The organism is Phyllobacterium sp. CCNWLW109 (assembly GCF_037203905.1).
Classification (GTDB): domain Bacteria; phylum Pseudomonadota; class Alphaproteobacteria; order Rhizobiales; family Rhizobiaceae; genus Phyllobacterium; species Phyllobacterium ifriqiyense.
This window is the reverse complement of sequence record NZ_JBBCBK010000004.1, coordinates 687,208-704,281: the sequence shown is the minus strand read 5'-3', so window position 1 is coordinate 704,281 and position 17,074 is coordinate 687,208. Positions and strand designations below refer to the sequence as shown.

The following is a 17,074-nucleotide window of genomic DNA, read 5'->3' as shown; positions in this document are numbered from 1 at the left end:
TTGCTCAAGGAAAATTGAGCTTTTGCTCTGAACTCAGTTGCAGAGCCAACTGACTTGAATAGAATCCCCGGCTATGAGTTAAAGAGGATCATAATCCATGTTTTATGCAATTCTGGCCTATCACGAAGAGGAAGTCGTCTCTTCCTGGACCAAAGAGGAAGACACGGCCCTTATGACCGAGCTCTTGGAGATTAATGAGCGTCTCGTTCGTGAAAAGACTCTCGGGCCAGCCGCACGTCTTGGTCCCACAGGCCGTGCAGTAACGCTGCGCGGTAAGGACGCCGAAATAGTAATCGATGGTCCTTTTGCCGAAACCAAAGAGCAATTGCTTGGTCTATATGTTGTTGATTGCCCGTCACTTACTGCTGCCGTAGAAACCGCACGCGAGTTGCGCCGCGCCAATCCGACAGCCGTTTACGAAATCCGGGAGATATTGCTTTATCTTCCCGGAGCACCGTTAAGCGCCAGCGCGGAAAGCTAGGATAGCAGCATGAACTCTTCGATCTTCCATGGATTATCGGCCTTTCCCATTACTCCTTGTGATCCGTACGGCCGCGTAGATGAGGGGGATCTTTCAAAGATCATCAGTAACCTTGCAGATGCCCGCGTGGATTCTATCGGCCTTCTGGGAAGCACTGGCACATATATGTATCTTGACCCGGCGGAACGGCAACGCGCAGTCGAGATCGCTGTGAAAGCTGGCAACTCGACTGTGCCAATTGTCGTCGGAGTTGGTGCCATGCGTACCGACGAAGCAGAGCAATTTGCAAAGCATGCCGAGCAGGCCGGCGCTTCAGGACTGCTTCTTGCACCAGTTTCATATACGCCGCTGAACGATGAAGAAGTCTTCCAGCATTATACTGCAGTGGCTGGTGCTACCCGCCTTCCCCTTTGCATTTACAACAATCCGACCACAACACATTTTACGTTTGGCGTTCCACTCATTGAGCGGCTGTCAAAAATTGACAGCATAGTTGCGCTTAAAAATCCGGCAGCACCAGCTTCTGAAATGCCTTCCATAATCCAGCCGCTCAGCAATGCACTTCCCTCGGGGTTTGCCATTGGGTTTAGTGGCGATTGGAATGCGGCGAATGCCTTGATGGCTGGCGGACATGCTTGGTACAGTGTGGCTGGAGGTCTGTTGCCTGTTCCATGTCTTGCACTAACACGTGCCGCTCAGGCCGGAAAAGATGGTGAAGTTCAACGGTTAGATCAACTTTTGCAACCATTGTGGGATTTATTTAAGGAGCTTTCCAGCATTCGCGTCATGTATGCTATCGCCAACATAATGGGACTAACACATTCCAATCCGCCACGCCCCATATTGCCGATCGAAAAGTCTGAGTACAACCGCATCGCGCAAGCTCTGGAAGGACTATCCTTTTAGGCACAGACCCTGAATCTCTTATGGTCCTCGTGATTCCAAGGCGACCGTTTTAATAATGGCATAAACCGTCATTCCACCTGTGAGCTTTAGCCGGTCGCTTGAAAGCGAGGTAATTCGCGAAACCAGAGCCGTTCCCTCGCATTCAATATGCACATCCACTGTGCCGTCTGAATTGGAAAGGATTATCGCAACCTCTCCTCGCAGGATGTTAAGAGCGCTCACGCCTTCCGGATAAACGGTGGAAAGCATGACATCCTTTGCAAGAATATACATGCGGACGGTCTTGCCGATCGAAATCTCAGGCCCGGGAACAAAGAAATGATGGGAATTGAACTCGATTGTCATCAGTCTGTGCTTTATATCGTACTGGATTACTTTCCCTTCGATCAGCGTTCCTCTGTCTTTCCGGTTTTGCATCGAGGAAACGGACGGTTGATTTAGCACATCAGCAACCGGCCCAGCCATCGTAACACTGCCATTGTCCAGTACGACAACTTTATCGGCCAATCGCGCTACCTCCGTCACTGAATGGCTAACGTAGATGATCGGAATGTTCATCTGATCGCGCAGCGCTTCGAGATATGGCAATATTTCCAATTTCCGCGTCTCGTCCAATGCAGCAAGCGGCTCATCCATCAAGAGCAGACGAGGCGAAGAAAGTAACGCACGGCCAATTGCCACCCGCTGTTTTTCGCCGCCTGAAAGATTTATCGGCCGCCGGTCGAGCAAGAAATCTAGTCCCAGCAAATCAACGATGGAGGCGAAACTATCATCGTTCTTAGGCTTTGAAACGAACCATCGACCGTAGTTAAGATTTTGACGAACCGACAAATGGGGGAACAACCGGTTGTCTTGGAAAACAACACCAAAACGGCGTTTGTGCTTCGGAATAGATATGCCTCGGGTGGTATCGACAATAACATCGCCATCAAAAATCACACGCCCCTCATCAGGGTGAGCCAGCCCGGTTAACATGCGAATGATGGAGGTTTTACCCGATCCTGAAGGACCAAACAGCGCAGTTACGCCGCCTTCGGACGTAAATGCCGCATCCAACTGAAATGCACCGAGCTTCCATCGCGCCTCGAAAACCAACTTCATGGTGATGTGACTTTGCGAGCGAAGAGATAGGTCATGAATTCTGAAGCCATTAAAGCGGCCATAGAAATGATCACGGAGATAATAGTCAGTTTGAATGCGCCAGCATCTCCGCCCGGCACCTGCGTGAAGGTATAGATCGCCGCTGACAAAGTTTGCGTTTCACCTGGAATATTGGAAACAAAGGTGATTGTTGCTCCAAACTCTCCCATTGCTTTTGCAAATGAAAGTATCATACCAGCAATAATGCCCGGCAAGATCAGAGGCAAAGTTACGGTCATAAAAACCCAGCCCGGGCTAGCGCCCAATGTTGAGGCAGCATCCTCCAATCCCCTGTCTACTGCTTCAACCGAAAGGCGGATGCTACGAACCAATAAGGGAAAACCCATCACAGCGCAGGCCAAGGCGGCACCAGTCCATCGAAATGACAGAACAATCCCGAGATTCTCGGCAAGAAATGCCCCGAGTGGTCCGCGCCTCCCAAAAAGGATCAGCAGGAGAAAGCCGGTAACAACAGGTGGTAAAATCAATGGCAGATGTACCAAGCCATTCAAAAGTGACTTTCCCCAAAAACGCCCTCTGGCCAACAACACGCCGACCGCTATGCCAAAAGGTAGACTGGCAATCGTAGCAACAGATGCAATACGCACACTGAGATGAACAGCCGTCCATTCTTCTGCGCTTAACGAGAACCAATTCAAATCGAAAGCTCGCTGTGTTTGTGGCGGTCCCTTGCCGGAAGTACGCGCCTATTTGAGTGTGGTAAAACCATGTTTTTCGAACAGCGGCACAGCTTTATCTGATTTTATATAGTCAAGCAGTGACACAGCATCAGTATTCTTACTGTCAGCCAGCATCGCAATCGGGTAGACGATTGGCCTATGGCTATCGTCCGGAAAGGTACCGGCAATCGCCACTTCTTTGTCAGTTACAGCATCAGTTTTGTAGACGATCCCGTATGGTGCTTCGCCACGAGAAACGAGAAGCAACGCAGCACGAACATTCTCTGCACCAGCGATCTTACTTTCCACTGACGACCATATGCCTAACGTTTCCAGAGCAGCCTTGCCATATTTGCCTGCCGGTACCGAATCAATCGCGCCCATCGCCAAACGGCCGTCACCGAGAAGCCCTGCCAGATCCAAACCCTTTTTGATGTCTACCCGCTCAACATTGTCTTTTGATGTTACGAGAACGATACTATTGCCAAGAAGGCTCTTGCGTGTGGCTTCATTAATAAGCTTCTTTGCCGTAAGATAATCCATCCAATCCAAATCTGCGGAGATGAAAATATCTGCCGGAGCACCGGATTCGATTTGTTTGGCCAATGCTGAACTCGCAGCATAAGAAGTTGTTACTTCCTTGCCAGTTTCAGCCTTCCATGCTGACGTGACCTCATCAAGTGCATTCTTAAGACTTGCGGCTGCAAAAACCGTAACCTTCTCAACCGCTTGGGCTTGATTGATCTGAAAAGATATTGCCAAGGAAATAGCTGCCAATATGGCTGTAAAATATTCCAACCAGTCACGCCATTGAACACTCATCAAACTCTCTGCTCCACCGTAATATTCTTATGAATATATCGGTGATCAACAGATAGCTAGCGTTATGTTCGAAGAAACATAACCAAAAGTACCCCACGGTTTAAAGCTGTGGGGCACAATAAACGGGACAGAAAGGCTGACAGTTAGCGCTGTTTGGCTTTGCGAGCGGCATAACGGCGGTCACGTTCCGCCTTACGTTCGGCTTCATCCAGAACAACTCTGGCGATGCGATTCTTTGCTTCGGCAGCAAGTGCTTCGGCTTCCGCCGCTGCAGCATCCGCAAGAGCTTGAGTCTCCGCGAGCTTGCGCTCTTCTTCAAGCTTGGCCAAACGATCACGATCAGCTTTTCTTGCTTCACGGGCGGCAACGATAGCTTCACGTTCAGCCCGCTTGGCAACCACCTCAGGGTCATCGGCCTTTGGTGCTGACTCAAATTTCTTCAGCAGAAGCTTTTTTGCTTCTATCGCCGCGGCGCGGCGTTCGTTCAATTCTTTAAGATTTTTCAATAGAAAGTAGTCCTGTCGTTGCAAGCAATCGGCTTTTCAATTGCCAGTAGATGGAAAAAGGCCGGACACATGCCCAGCCTTTCCTTTAATCCTACCACGGAAGTCGCTGGCAGCGAACACCGTGGCCATTATTATTATACAGCTGCGAGCTGATCAGCTGACATCTTGCCAGACTTCTTGTCGCGAACTAGCTCGTAGCTGATCTTTTGACCTTCAACGATATTACGCATGCCAGCGCGTTCAACTGCAGAGATGTGAACAAAAGCGTCGGTGCCGCCGTCATCCGGCTGAATGAAACCAAAACCTTTTGTTGAATCGAACCATTTAACTGTGCCTGTGGCCATGATGGACCTCCGTCTAGCAACAACAACTGGCACCCAACTAAAGGTGCCTCCTAATAATCGAGTTTTGAAGAAGGAGCTTGTCGAAGCGCTAGAAAGCGTAAAACAAAGTCAGACGATCCAAAATCCAATGCTTCTATTTACAGGCCCAACCCGCAGGGATCAACCCACGGCAGGATTTGTTTTTACGTGTAAAATTCTGACCGGCTTATTTGCGACAAACTCATGAAATTCGTCCGGTTGCCCTTCAATCTCTGTCGATACCACAAGGGCTAATTGGTTTTTGTCAAACAGATCAAACCATTCATCCCATTCCACAAGGCGGGGGCGTCCCAATTCGTCCGGACGGTCGGCGCCACTATCGTCATTGTCCGCGTACGCCCCTTGTCCGAATTTTATCATCAAAACCGGTTCGGTAATGCCGATAAGGGCAGCTCGGTCACGTATGGCAGGCACTCCTGAACGGGTACCGGCCCAATCGCGAATGGCTTGGTGGTCTGTAAGCAATGTGGTTTCAGTCATTTGTTTTCTCCTGTCCGAAACTTAACGTCGACATAACAATGAGGTTCCGTAGCTGATGCTGTTTCAGCTGGACGGAGTTATTGGAACACTCACCCTTTACAGGCATTATGATTTAACGCCGATGAGAGGATAAATTGATGAAAACCCTTGCTAAAATCGTGTTGGTCTTCGTTGTGCTTGCCGGACTTGGCGCTGCAGCCGTCTATGTCTATTCACAAGAATCAGCAACCATCGCGATTGAACAAGGCTATGGTCCCAACCCCACACTTCCTGCACCCAATCCCAAGCCCATACCAACTGTAAACGTTGCGAAAGCCAGCAAATGGCCGGAAGGCGTCACGCCAAAAGCCGCGCCAGGTTTGAAAGTCAATGCTTTTGCCAAAGACCTTGATCATCCACGCATGATTCATGTTCTGCCTAATGGCGATGTTCTCGTTGCCGAAAGCAATGCGCCCACGAAGGAAAATCAAGGTTTCAATATTCGAAACTGGCTGGAAGGCATGGTGATGGGTCAAGCGGGTGCAATGGTTAAAAGCGCAGACAGGATCACGCTGTTACGCGACGCCGACAATGACGGTGTTGCGGAGATACGCAAGACATTTCTGCAAGGTTTGCGTTCTCCCTTCGGTATGACACTTGCAGATGGGAAACTCTATATTGCGAACACCGACAGTATCGTCGCAGTGCCCTATCTGGATGGCGATACCGAATCTACAGCCCTACCGGAACAGATTGTTGATTTGCCCGCGGGCCCAATCAATCGCCATTGGACTAGAGATCTGATTGCGAGTGTCGATGGCAAGAAACTGTATGTAACAGTCGGATCCAACAGCAATATTGGTGAAAACGGCATGGCTGCAGAGAAGAACCGGGCGGGCGTTCTCGAAATTGATCTAGCAACCGGCCAACAGCGTGTCTTCGCATCTGGACTACGCAATCCCAACGGCATTTCCTGGAATCCTGACAGCGGCCAGCTTTGGGTCGCAGTCAATGAACGTGACGAAATCGGTAGCGATCTTGTCCCGGACTACATGACATCTGTCAAAGACGGTGGATTTTATGGCTGGCCCTACAGCTATTACGGTCAAAATGTTGACGTGAGAGTAAAGCTGCAAAACCCGGAATTGGTCGCGAAGGCTATCAAACCGGATTATGCGCTCGGCCCGCATACTGCTTCGCTCGGATTGACGTTCAATACGGGATCGCTCCTAGGGGCGGAATATCAAAATGGTGCATTTATCGGCCAACATGGATCGTGGAACCGCAAACCCAGAAGCGGCTACAAAGTGATTTATGTGCCGTTTGCCAATGGCAAACCCAATGGCCCGCCAAAGGATATTCTTACGGGATTCATAAGCGGCAACGACGAAGCATTGGGTCGACCAGTTGGCGTAGCGATAGCCAGGAACGGTGCGCTCCTTGTCGCTGATGATGTGGGAAATACGATCTGGCGCGTCAGTCCTGAGTAGAAAGTGGAAACAACTCAGGCGATTTTTCCGTTTGTTTTGGGGCTCCCGTCAGAGCTGCAATCCATCCCCTCACCTCGTTGGGGGAGTTGACCTTATATTGCGCATCACTTTGAAAAAGTGGCTGACCAACTCTGACGGAAAGACCGTTTGATCCGTTAACAAAACGGAACATGGCCTCATCCGTAAGATCATCACCAATAGCCAGCGGCTTTCTACCCTTAAAGGGAGCCATTGTCATAAAATCTGCTACTGCAGATCCTTTATCAGTACCCGACGGCAGCAGTTCCACAACCATTTTCCCGTTCTGGAGTTTCCATCCCTCGCCAAGTCTGGAATGAACCGTGGACATCGTGGCCTGCACCGCCCTTTCAGCCTCGGGAACCAAACGATAGTGCATGGCGATAGCCAAGCCCTTGTCTTCAATAATGGTTTGCGGCCAACGCGCCGTCAGCTTTTCCAGCTCCTGGCGTGCTTGATCAAGCGCCAAGCGATTAATCAGCTTTCTACCGAGATTTCCTGACCCATCCCGAACTTCCGAGCCGTGCATCCCTGCAACAGGAAACTGAAAAGGGGCAAACATGGCGTCGACAGATTCAATTGAGCGCCCTGTTACCAGAGCCATGGCTCCATCCAGCTGCGTGAAAAGCGATAATAATTGTCCCGGCAATTCTTGCGGTATCTTCACGCCCGTGGGCGTGGAGGCAAGATCGATCAGTGTTCCGTCAACATCCAGAAACAAGGCCCAGTTATGGAGATCTTTTGGAAGTACTCCCGTTGAATCAGATTTCATCTATAAATTTCGCCGTGTTGGTGGAGCTAGGGTGGTGCTGTTTAAACTCCACGCGACACAAATGGTTCATTACTAATTCGAAAAAAATGGGAACCATCTGCGCCCGAGCGGATTGGGTTTATTCAACTCGAATGCAAGGGACTTAATCTATGGGACGGTTGGTTGTTGTTTCAAACCGAACGGCGAACCTCACTAAAAAATCACAGGCAGGGGGATTAACAGTCGGAATCGTCGATGCTTTGAAAAGCCAAGACGGCCTGTGGATGGGTTGGGATGGACGTATTTCGGAAGATATTTCAGCCCCCAAACAGGAAAAGTACGACAACGTAACAACGCTGACGACATCCCTTACCCCAGAAGAGCACGAGAAATATTATCTCGGTTTTTCAAACAAGGTGCTTTGGCCAGCCTTTCACTATCGGCTGGATTTAATGGACTATCGCACCGAGTTTGCTGATTGCTACGCTTCAGTCAATGAGCGTTTTGCGGCCACGCTTGCCCCCCAGCTTAAGCAGGATGATGTGATCTGGGTTCATGATTATCACATGATCCCTATGGCAGCGAAACTGCGCCAGAAAGGTTGTGGCAATAAGATCGGCTTTTTCCTGCACATCCCCTTTCCTTCCATTGACGTATTTTCAGCGGTTCCAAGACATGAATGGCTGCGATCATGTCTACTCCAATATGATCTCATAGGGTTTCAAACGGTAAACGACGTTCAGAATTTTCATCGTTATCTTAAAGAACATTCCGACGCAGATATAATTTCGCCGGAATTAGTGCGGGTTGAAGGTCGTACAATTCATATCGGGCATTTTCCAATCGGGATCGATGTGAAGCAATTTGCCCAGACATCCAGCAAACCGGATGACACGGTGGAACTCGAACGCATCCGCCGGAAAATGTTAAAACGGTTCCAGATCATATCTGCTGACCGTCTCGATTACTCCAAGGGCTTGCCACATCGCATAAAAGCATTTCGAAAGTTTCTTGACCTTTATCCTGAGTACCAAGGGCATGCTGAATACCTACAGATTGCGTCTCCTTCACGTGAAGACGTAACAGCTTACGGCGACATCAAATCAGAGCTTGAACAACTCGCTGGCGCAGTCAACGGCAAGTTTGCCGATTTCAACTGGGCGCCGATCCAATATATCAACCGCAGCATTGCGCGCTCTAAACTTGCCCCACTGTTCAAATCAAGTTTGATAGGCTTGATTACGCCACTGCGCGATGGAATGAACCTTGTCGCGAAAGAATATGTCGCTGCGCAGGACGATGCAGATCCCGGGATTCTCATACTGTCCAAGTTTGCTGGAGCCGCCGAGGAGTTGAGCGAAGCTCTGATCGTAAATCCCTACGATATCAATGACGTGGCACAAGCTATTCAAAAAGCTGCGACTATGCCACTCGCCGAACGGCAATTGCGGCACCGCAAGCTTTTAAAACGCGTCACAGAGCATGATGCTCAATGGTGGCAGCGCGAATACCTTGATGCGCTTCTCGGCAAAACTGAACGACCTCAGCTCATACATCAGTTCACAAAACACTCGCCCATCCACCTGACAACTTAACTGAGCGTGATCAGGAGTAGTGAATCAGAATGCCAAAACGGAATGACGTACCGACATCAGCCTATCGCTTGCTTTTGAAGAATGGTGTTACTTTCAATCATTTGGCGTCGAGAGTGCCCTATCTGAAACGACTGGGGATAGACTGCGTCAGCGTTTCATCTGTTTTCGATACAAGCGATGCTGGAAACGGGCGTCGATCTTTTGACCCAACTACGCTGGATCGGAAATCGGGCGGCGAACAGGGCTTTGCAAGACTTATCCGCGCATTGGAAAACGCCGGTATCAGTCTTTTGATCGATATCAATCCTAATCAAATTCCTGCTTCTTACGAAAACCCGTGGTGGAGATCGCTGCTTGAGTGGGGTAAAGATGCCAAATACGCCAAGTATTTTGACGTCGACTGGAGCAGTCGACTAAGCCTGCCGGTGCTGGAGCGCCCGCTTGTTGAAGAACTCGATAATAGTGCGATCAGCTTGGTATTTGATACTGCGGCGAATGTGCTGGGAATATCACACGCGCAAAATCTATATCCCTTGTCACCGCCATCTTATGCGACAGTCTTGCAAGGACTCGATAGCGAACTGGCCAACCAATTTCGTGAAGCAGCAGCCAAAGCTCAGCCATCCCATCCCGACCAGTTTCATGAAAACTTGCGGGTAATATACGGACGGAGCAGCGTTTCCAATCGTCTTGCTCTGGCTGATCACCTCAACAGGCTAACCGTTGACATCTCATCCTTAAAGAAAGTTCTGACAGAGCAGCATTGGATTTTAATGACCATCGCTGACGCCCGCAAACACCTGAGTTACCGACACTCATACGACTCCCTTTATTCTGTGGGGGCAAATGTGAAGGACCCCGATGTTTTCAATGACTTTCATAAAACAGCATTGGAACTAACCAAACTAAGTGCAGTAAGCGGATTTCGAGTGAACCAAATAGATGGTCTTGCAGATCCCGCTGGATATTTGAAACAATTGCGTCACGCCACCGGCAGCAATGCTTACATTGTCACCGACAAAATTTTTCTGAATGGAGAGGTGCAGTCAGAAGAGTGGGATGTGGATGGAACGGCCGGCTATGAGTTTATTGCCGTCGCATCAAATGTCCTGGTGAATCACGCACAGCTTCCAACTCTAGAACAAGCCCATGCGACAGTAGCGGGAGTTGAACGGTCTCGGGAGAACCATTACCGGGATGCGAAGCACGCCATTCTTCACAAGAAACTCGCGCCGGAATTGAACGCGTTGGCGCGTTTTCTTTTGCAGTTCTCGCCCGCGGACATTGATGAACTTGAAATAAGGCGCGCAATTTCCGAAACTATTACAGAACTACCAGTGTTTCGAACTTACCCGAGTGATCGACAGGATCACCACACAATGATTTTGCAAACCGCAGGGATAACAAGATCGACCCTGCCGCCAAAAATATATGACGAATTTGATACTCGCTACCAACAGCTATCGGCTGCAGTTATGGCTCAAGCGGTCGAAGAATCCTATCGTTATGACCGTGGCCCGATTTCGGTTGATGAAATTACGGTCTTCTCTGCCGATGCGAAACGGCCGGTTGAGGCGTTTCACACACACATGGCTCAAAAGGCTGCAATGATGCCTTTGGGCATGAATGCCACCAGCTTTTCCTACGCTACTAAATTTGGTGAAGATGCCCGCATGCGTCTTTTGGCGCTCACAGAATCTCCGGCGAACTGGATACAATGCGTGTCGGACTGGCGAATACGCTTCGCTCAAAACGTCAAGATGATTGAGGGCGCCCTGGTTCCACATCCAGAAACAGAATGGCTGATTTATCAGACCATGGCTGCAATTTGGCCTCCCCAACTCCATCTCGATGATCAAAAGTCGCTCTTGGCTGTTCAAGATGAATTAACAGGCTTTGTAATCAGAGCTATCCGGGAAATGAGAAAGGACGCCTTTTGGACGGAGGTCAACCGCCCCTATGAAATGGCAGTCGCCGACTATATTGGCAGCGTCTTCCTCGATCGTACATTTCTGATGGAGTTCGCAGATAGAATGAGGCCGTATTGGGTTGCGGGAGCAGTCAACAGCCTTTCACAAACCGTCCTTAAAATGACAACGCCTGGCATGCCGGTCATACAAACTGGTTCTGAAACCTGGGATTTTTCGCTTTCTCAGACAGGTGCGCCTGACGATGCTGGCTTTGAAAAACTGAGTGCGCAACTAAACTATGCCGAGCAATCTCCGTTCACCAATTTATTGGCGGATTGGCATTCGGGCGCTTTGAAGCAACGTATTATCACAATTCACCTTCGACTAAGACAGCAATATCCGGAATTGTTTTTGCGGGGAGATTACATCCCTCTACAGATCAGCGGTATCTATTCAGACCACCTTTTGGCCTTCTTGCGCCGCAACGAATCCAGTTCATGTATTGTCGCGGTTCCCCGCTTGCCATTTGAGGCGGTCTCGAAATTTCAGGAGCCGTTCATGCCCATTCCCGCTTGGGGAGACACCACCATCCATGTGCCGGAAACGATATCATCGGCAGTGTTTCAGAACGTCCTGACAGGTGAGACGATTTTGCCAGGCGACGCGCTGCTCGCTGCTGATGCGATGCGTGACTTTTCTACGGCAACGCTTATCGCCGATTAGGCCGACACTCCTATTTATTCCCTACAATAGATCGGGCCGATAAGTGGCAAACGGTGCTTGTTTTGCTGCGACGTTATTGGCACTGGGCGGTGCGGTTCATGCAGCGTATTAGGCTGTCTCGTCTTGGAAAAATCATGTCACGTTTTCTACCTGATACCTTCACCGTGCTGCTTGTCCTCACAGTGATCATTGCTTCTTTTGCTCCGGTCAGCGGAACGACCGCAGAATATTTCGGATACGCCACCAAGATTGCGATTGGTCTTTTATTTTTTCTCCACGGCGCGCGTCTTTCTCGCGATGTGGTCATTGCCGGCTTTCTTCATTGGAAGCTGCATTTGACCATTCTTGCGTCAACCTTTGTGCTGTTTCCTCTGCTTGGGTTGGGAATTGGCGCCTTGGTACCGGCTGTTCTTTCGCCGACCTTCTACGCAGGTGTCCTCTTCCTTTGCGTCTTGCCATCTACGGTTCAGTCGTCGATTGCGTTTACTTCAATTGCCGGCGGCAATGTACCCGCAGCAATTTGCGCGGCAACAGCATCAAATATCTTCGGCATGTTTTTAACACCGGTTCTCGCGGGCATACTATTATCAGCCCAAGGTCATGCAGACTTTTCGCTGGAAGCACTCCGGTCGATACTTCTTCAACTGCTGGCACCATTCATTCTGGGGCAGATACTTCAGCCGTGGATTGGTAACTTCCTTCGCAGCAAGAAAACAATTTTGATGCCGATTGATCGAGGATCAATCCTGATGGTCGTTTATCTTGCTTTCAGCGAATCTGTTACTGAAGGCCTGTGGCGGACGATCTCGATCAGTGATCTCGTCATGCTCATCGCCATCGATATCATTTTGCTGGCGATTGTGCTCACCGCCACGATGTTTGGCAGCCGGTGGGCCGGTTTCTCGCGAGAAGATGAAATCGCGATTACCTTTTGCGGCTCCAAGAAAAGTTTGGCGAGCGGCGTTCCCATCGCAACGATAGTTTTTGCAGGGCAGAGCATAGGCAGCATCATGCTGCCATTGATGCTATTCCACCAGATTCAATTGATGGCCTGCGCCGTCATCGCCCAACGCTACGCCAACAAACTGTTCAAAGCGTCTAACGCTATTTGAGTTGACGAGCTGCCACTGCCTCCATCAGCTTTGCGGCAAGAAGTTCGTATTTCTCATCATAGTGATGATCGCCCGGAAGCTCGATTTTTTCCACGGCACTTAGCGACGGATCGGTACATGCCGTGTCGTCTTCCTCTGATCCATAGACGCAAAGCACCTTGGCAGTCGGTACTTTAGTGATTGCTGGCGCAACCTCATTGTCGCCGCCCAATCCCAGCCAAGCGCCAACAGAGACCTGAAAAGGAGTCGTCTTTTCCGTACCGATTAACCCGACAAGGCTGATACGGTCTTGAAGCTCTTTGGGAAGATAGGGCCAAGCAAAAGGCACCGTATTGGCTCCGAAGGAATATCCCAGCAATAATACAGGTAATTTCCCGCTAGGATCGGCCTTGGCAACCATTCTTTGTATGTCTTTCGCAATGCCTTCCGGCTTGCGAAGCGACCAATAGTAACGCAGTGAATCGATGCCAACCACATGGGTGGACTCTTTTGAAATTATATCGCCAACCGATTTGTCGATATCTCGCCATCCGCCGTCACCGGAAAAGAATAGAGCCACATATTTTGCCGGGCCATTGGCTGAAGGAATATCGATCACTGGTAGTGCTTCCGCGGAAGCATCTTCTTTCGCTATATCCACGGCAGCGTCCGCCGCCAACTCCAGCCGTTCTGCTATCGACGAGCCTATTTTTTCCTGCGCTAAAAAGAATCCGGCGCTAGGCGGCCCTTTCGGCTCAGTGTCAGATTTCTCGCGTATTATTGTCGCCGGATTTGGCAGGTCTGCATCGTAAGAATAACTGAAGCCCTGCCCTGCAACTGCTTCATAATCTGCGCCTTCACACGACGGCAGCTTCGTATTGAGGGCAGGCGATGGATCAACAATTACTGCGCCGGCAATTGTTGCCGCAGGCGTATCTGCAACCGACGCATAGGCCAATACACCACCCTCACCTATCCCAACAATCACGGGATGCATGTAAACATCAACAGCGATCATTCTCTGCGCCTCCTTGGCAATTCCCTCAAAGTCCGACACGAAATAGGTGCAATCGCCCGTATCCTCGTTGAGCACCTTGCGCCATTTTTCCAGATCAACCGTAAGAACAAGAAAACCTCGATCGAGAAGTAGCTGCGCCAACTTCGTATCACCAGCGGCAAGACCACCCCTCTGCGAAACAAGAATCGCCAGTGCCTTTGGTTTGCCCGAAGGTTGTAGAAGCGGCACGTCAGTAAGACGTTCCGATGAAACCAGCACAGGTCTGCCCGATGAGCGGAAACCCAGCTGTGGTGCAAAGTGCAACCCGGCAACCAAAACAATACTGACAGCCAGAAGAGCCGCGACGATCAATGTGTAGCGGTTGCGTAAAAACTTCATCGTTTGAAAACCTCGAAGGGGCTTCCGCTCACAAGATTGGTCGCATCAATAAGCGAGCGGGGTGTTGCAAGCCCCGGGGGACAGATTAGGTAGTATGGAGTCCATTTTGGACCGAATTTATCCTTGAAAGCGCGAAGTCCATCAAATCGGTAAAACTCAGCTCCGCGCCGGTAAATGAATGAACCGATGCGATTCCAACGTGATGCGAGATGGCTATCGGAAAGCCCCGAAAGCGGCGCTGCACCGAGGTTAAACCAACGGTATCCCTCATTTTTGGCGGCAACCAGCAGGTTCGCAAACAACCCATCCATAACGACACTTGAAGCATCGGGTAAATGTCGCATGAGATCCACAGCGACTTCCCCTTGCCCTGCACCGCGCCAAAGGTTTGCGAAAGCAACAATTGCTCCTTCTTTTCGCAAGATTGCGATGTCAAAATGGGCAAGATAGGCATTTTCAAACGAACCCAGCGAGAATCTTTTCTCCGATCCGGACTTCATGGCCAGCCAGGCATCCGAAATCGTACGCAACTCCTGCATGACTTCACCAGTTCGCTCTCGTGGGAGTATTTCAAAAGTCACTCCCTCTTTCTCCAAACGCCGCGCCGCATAACGCAGCGGTTGGCGCTTCGATCCCTCAAGCGAAAATTCGGTGAGATCAACCCGTGCAACCTCACCGAGCTTTAACGCAGTTAATCCCATATCAAGAAATAGTGGCAAGCGCTCTGGTCCGACGCCGTAGAATACCGTTCTGGTTCCCGTCCGATCAGCCAGCCCGCGAAAAGCCCAAGCAAGATCAGAGACAGTTTTATCATCAGTACCAACTGGTTCACCCATGGAAACCAAGCTTCCGCCTGAACGGGCATACATGACAAAACCATGCCCGGCATCATCCATCAAAAAGCGCTTGTCACCGAGCAAAGCCAATGCATCTGATGCACGTGCCGATTGAGCAACCAATGCGGGCACTTCATCTGGTATCGGCTGGGCACGTAGCTTGATACGCCCTACCCCATTTATGATCGTGTTAATTGTTATGGCAGCAAGACAAGTTAAAACCAGAACCAGAGCGCGCAGAAACCGCGATGCCTGAGCATCCCATGCAAATTCCCACCAAAGCTCATTGGCATATTCAACATGGCGATAGGCAAAGAATCCCAACCAGATGATAGCAAAGGCTGTCGTTCCAACGCTGGCCAGCCATCCCCACGACAAGGCAAAACTCTCGCCAAGTGGCTTACGATAGAAGGATTCACGAAAGAGCAGCAGAATACCCGCCATCAATGTGAGCAGCAGCGCCTCTTCCCATGCAAGACCTTTGATCAAAGCGAATACAGCACCCGCGCTGAACAGTCCGAGCGCAACAAGCCAAGCGCGCCAAAGGCGACGCGCCAATCCTCTTGCCACGATCAGAAGAGCTAGCCCAACAAAGCTCGCACCCAAGTGCGACATTTCGAGAAAGGGCATCGGAACAATACCCGACAGCGCTTCTAGCCGATAATGCGTGCCGGGAATCACCGTCGAAATTAGAAGCACAATCCCGCCTAGAAAGGCTATTCCTGCCGACAACGGAGGGATGAGCGGCTCAAACATCCTCACGGCAGTCTGGGTTGATGCAGTGAGCACGTGCCGTTTCCGCAGGATTTCAGACAAGGCAAAGCCGGCAACGGCAATCAAAAAGGGAAAGAGGGTGTAGATGGCGCGGTAAGCCACCAGTGCAGCAATTGCATCGGGATTTTGCCCAAGCCCGAGACCAGCGATGATGGTGGCCTCAAAAGCACCAATTCCACCCGGCGCATGGCTCACAATGCCGAGTGCTACGGCGACGACATAGACGAGAGCAAAGGCAGGAATACTGCTAACCGATCCGGCAGGAAGCAGGACGTAAAGCGTTGCCGCAGCAGCAGCGACGTCAACCAAACCGGAAATGATCTGCAGCAGCGCTCCCTGCGTCGAAGGGAGCTTGACTGACATTTTGCCCAACCGCAGAGTCCGCTCACGTCTAGAAAGCCAATACAGTAGCAACGCTACGCAAGCGAGTACCCCAGCCCCGATAATTTGGTCCACAATGGGTCCGAACGAAACAACCCATGGAATTCGCGAAGGATCAATAACAAGTGCAACAGCAATAAGAATGATGAATGCAAACCATATGGCCATCCAGGATGTACCAATGATCCGGCCGATATCGGCTGTATCTATCCCCTCGGCAGCATAGATTCTGTAGCGTAATGCGCCACCTGTGAGCAGAGAGAAACCAAGTGCATTGGAGATAGCGTAACCAGCACCTCCAGCCATCGCGGAAATTCGGTAAGGTATTCGTCCCGGAGCAATTGTCTCAACAGCAACGACATCATAAATGGCAACGGCTGCGAAGCTCAAAATAGTGAAGGCAAAAGCCAGAAAAACCAGATTTCTCGGTATTTCGCGTAGCGATTGGCGAACGTCATGAAGATAGATATCGCTCGATAAATGACTGAGGACGAGCAAGCTTATCCCGGCGACGGCGATACCGAGAAATGCAAACAGAGCAGACCGGGCTTTAACGCTCCAGGGGTTACTGGATTCCGTTCGTGCTTCTATTTTGCGGATTTGCTTTTCACTATCAACAATTGGCGTCATTGCAGGTACCGGCTTAAAAACGGTTTCTAAATACTGCCAAGTTCACCATGAAATTGGGGTAGCGTCACTAGCAATCCAATAATGGCGGGATTGCGCCAAAAT

The 17,074-nt window shown here is 50.3% G+C and carries 15 protein-coding genes; 6 read left to right on the top strand and 9 right to left on the bottom strand.

Features of this window, described 5'->3' with window-relative positions:
- Positions 1-97 precede the first annotated feature (97 nt).
- Together V9K92_RS18855 and V9K92_RS18850 are read left to right on the top strand one after the other, a co-directional pair.
- Positions 98-481: a YciI family protein gene (locus V9K92_RS18855; RefSeq protein ID WP_115052806.1), complete on the top strand. Its 384-nt coding sequence runs from the start codon at positions 98-100 to the stop codon at positions 479-481.
- 9 nt (positions 482-490) lie between these two features.
- On the top strand, positions 491-1,387 hold the full coding sequence (locus tag V9K92_RS18850; RefSeq protein ID WP_337354656.1) for a dihydrodipicolinate synthase family protein: 897 nt from the start codon (positions 491-493) through the stop codon (positions 1,385-1,387).
- 18 nt (positions 1,388-1,405) lie between these two features.
- On the opposite strand, the gene modC is transcribed toward V9K92_RS18850, so the two are convergent.
- The 6 genes from modC to V9K92_RS18820 form a co-directional block, all read right to left on the bottom strand.
- Entirely contained in the window at positions 1,406-2,488 is a 1,083-nt protein-coding gene (gene modC / locus V9K92_RS18845; RefSeq protein ID WP_337354655.1) for a molybdenum ABC transporter ATP-binding protein, read from the bottom strand.
- Complete coding sequence (modB, locus tag V9K92_RS18840; RefSeq protein WP_337354654.1) at positions 2,485-3,186, bottom strand: molybdate ABC transporter permease subunit; 702 nt, start codon at positions 3,184-3,186, stop codon at positions 2,485-2,487. The genes modC and modB overlap by 4 nt, the downstream gene beginning before the upstream one ends.
- Before the next feature lie 48 nt (positions 3,187-3,234).
- Positions 3,235-4,029 carry a molybdate ABC transporter substrate-binding protein gene (gene modA / locus V9K92_RS18835; RefSeq protein ID WP_337354653.1) on the bottom strand — a complete coding sequence of 265 codons (795 nt, stop codon included), beginning with the start codon at positions 4,027-4,029 and terminating at the stop codon, positions 3,235-3,237.
- A 143-nt stretch (positions 4,030-4,172) separates the two neighbouring features.
- Positions 4,173-4,535, bottom strand: a complete 363-nt coding sequence (locus tag V9K92_RS18830; RefSeq protein WP_115052801.1) for a DUF6481 family protein — start codon at positions 4,533-4,535, stop codon at positions 4,173-4,175.
- A gap of 134 nt (positions 4,536-4,669) precedes the next feature.
- Complete coding sequence (locus tag V9K92_RS18825; RefSeq protein WP_115052800.1) at positions 4,670-4,879, bottom strand: cold-shock protein; 210 nt, start codon at positions 4,877-4,879, stop codon at positions 4,670-4,672.
- A 159-nt stretch (positions 4,880-5,038) separates the two neighbouring features.
- Positions 5,039-5,398 carry a hypothetical protein gene (locus tag V9K92_RS18820; protein WP_337354652.1) on the bottom strand — a complete coding sequence of 120 codons (360 nt, stop codon included), beginning with the start codon at positions 5,396-5,398 and terminating at the stop codon, positions 5,039-5,041.
- Between the two features lie 137 nt (positions 5,399-5,535).
- On the opposite strand from V9K92_RS18820, the gene V9K92_RS18815 reads away from it, so the two are divergent.
- On the top strand, positions 5,536-6,867 hold the full coding sequence (locus tag V9K92_RS18815; protein WP_337354651.1) for a PQQ-dependent sugar dehydrogenase: 1,332 nt from the start codon (positions 5,536-5,538) through the stop codon (positions 6,865-6,867).
- On the opposite strand, the gene otsB is transcribed toward V9K92_RS18815, so the two are convergent.
- The gene (gene otsB / locus V9K92_RS18810; RefSeq protein WP_336439924.1) at positions 6,854-7,657 is read right to left on the bottom strand and encodes a trehalose-phosphatase; all 804 of its coding nucleotides are present in this window, start codon (positions 7,655-7,657) and stop codon (positions 6,854-6,856) included. The genes V9K92_RS18815 and otsB overlap by 14 nt on opposite strands.
- Positions 7,658-7,806: 149 nt before the next feature.
- Here otsB and V9K92_RS18805 point away from each other — a divergent pair, with 149 nt between their 5' ends.
- The 3 genes from V9K92_RS18805 to V9K92_RS18795 all read left to right on the top strand — a co-directional run bounded on the left by V9K92_RS18805 (position 7,807) and on the right by V9K92_RS18795 (position 12,976).
- On the top strand, positions 7,807-9,231 hold the full coding sequence (locus tag V9K92_RS18805; RefSeq protein ID WP_337354650.1) for an alpha,alpha-trehalose-phosphate synthase (UDP-forming): 1,425 nt from the start codon (positions 7,807-7,809) through the stop codon (positions 9,229-9,231).
- A 29-nt stretch (positions 9,232-9,260) separates the two neighbouring features.
- Positions 9,261-11,864 carry a malto-oligosyltrehalose synthase gene (gene treY, locus V9K92_RS18800; RefSeq protein WP_337354649.1) on the top strand — a complete coding sequence of 868 codons (2,604 nt, stop codon included), beginning with the start codon at positions 9,261-9,263 and terminating at the stop codon, positions 11,862-11,864.
- Positions 11,865-11,998: 134 nt separating this feature from the next.
- Positions 11,999-12,976, top strand: a complete 978-nt coding sequence (locus V9K92_RS18795; protein WP_336439921.1) for a bile acid:sodium symporter family protein — start codon at positions 11,999-12,001, stop codon at positions 12,974-12,976.
- Here V9K92_RS18795 and V9K92_RS18790 read toward each other — a convergent pair.
- Positions 12,969-14,351, bottom strand: coding sequence for a virulence factor family protein (locus V9K92_RS18790; protein ID WP_307285596.1), 1,383 nt, complete (start codon positions 14,349-14,351; stop codon positions 12,969-12,971). The genes V9K92_RS18795 and V9K92_RS18790 overlap by 8 nt on opposite strands.
- On the bottom strand, positions 14,348-16,942 hold the full coding sequence (gene mprF / locus V9K92_RS18785) for a bifunctional lysylphosphatidylglycerol flippase/synthetase MprF (RefSeq protein WP_443094482.1): 2,595 nt from the start codon (positions 16,940-16,942) through the stop codon (positions 14,348-14,350). Before mprF ends, V9K92_RS18790 begins: the two co-directional genes overlap by 4 nt.
- Between the last annotated feature and the right edge of the window lie 132 nt (positions 16,943-17,074).

Excerpts from the sequence above, each read along its gene's own strand:
- V9K92_RS18855 (WP_115052806.1), top strand. The coding sequence starts at position 98 with ATGTTTTATGCAATTCTGGCCTATCACGAAGAGGAAGTCGTCTCTTCC.
- V9K92_RS18850 (WP_337354656.1), top strand. The coding sequence starts at position 491 with ATGAACTCTTCGATCTTCCATGGATTATCGGCCTTTCCCATTACTCCT.
- modC (WP_337354655.1), bottom strand. The coding sequence starts at position 2,488 with ATGAAGTTGGTTTTCGAGGCGCGATGGAAGCTCGGTGCATTTCAGTTG.
- modA (WP_337354653.1), bottom strand. The coding sequence starts at position 4,029 with ATGAGTGTTCAATGGCGTGACTGGTTGGAATATTTTACAGCCATATTG.
- V9K92_RS18825 (WP_115052800.1), bottom strand. The coding sequence starts at position 4,879 with ATGGCCACAGGCACAGTTAAATGGTTCGATTCAACAAAAGGTTTTGGT.
- V9K92_RS18820 (WP_337354652.1), bottom strand. The coding sequence starts at position 5,398 with ATGACTGAAACCACATTGCTTACAGACCACCAAGCCATTCGCGATTGG.
- V9K92_RS18815 (WP_337354651.1), top strand. The coding sequence starts at position 5,536 with ATGAAAACCCTTGCTAAAATCGTGTTGGTCTTCGTTGTGCTTGCCGGA.
- otsB (WP_336439924.1), bottom strand. The coding sequence starts at position 7,657 with ATGAAATCTGATTCAACGGGAGTACTTCCAAAAGATCTCCATAACTGG.
- V9K92_RS18805 (WP_337354650.1), top strand. The coding sequence starts at position 7,807 with ATGGGACGGTTGGTTGTTGTTTCAAACCGAACGGCGAACCTCACTAAA.
- treY (WP_337354649.1), top strand. The coding sequence starts at position 9,261 with ATGCCAAAACGGAATGACGTACCGACATCAGCCTATCGCTTGCTTTTG.
- V9K92_RS18795 (WP_336439921.1), top strand. The coding sequence starts at position 11,999 with ATGTCACGTTTTCTACCTGATACCTTCACCGTGCTGCTTGTCCTCACA.
- V9K92_RS18790 (WP_307285596.1), bottom strand. The coding sequence starts at position 14,351 with ATGAAGTTTTTACGCAACCGCTACACATTGATCGTCGCGGCTCTTCTG.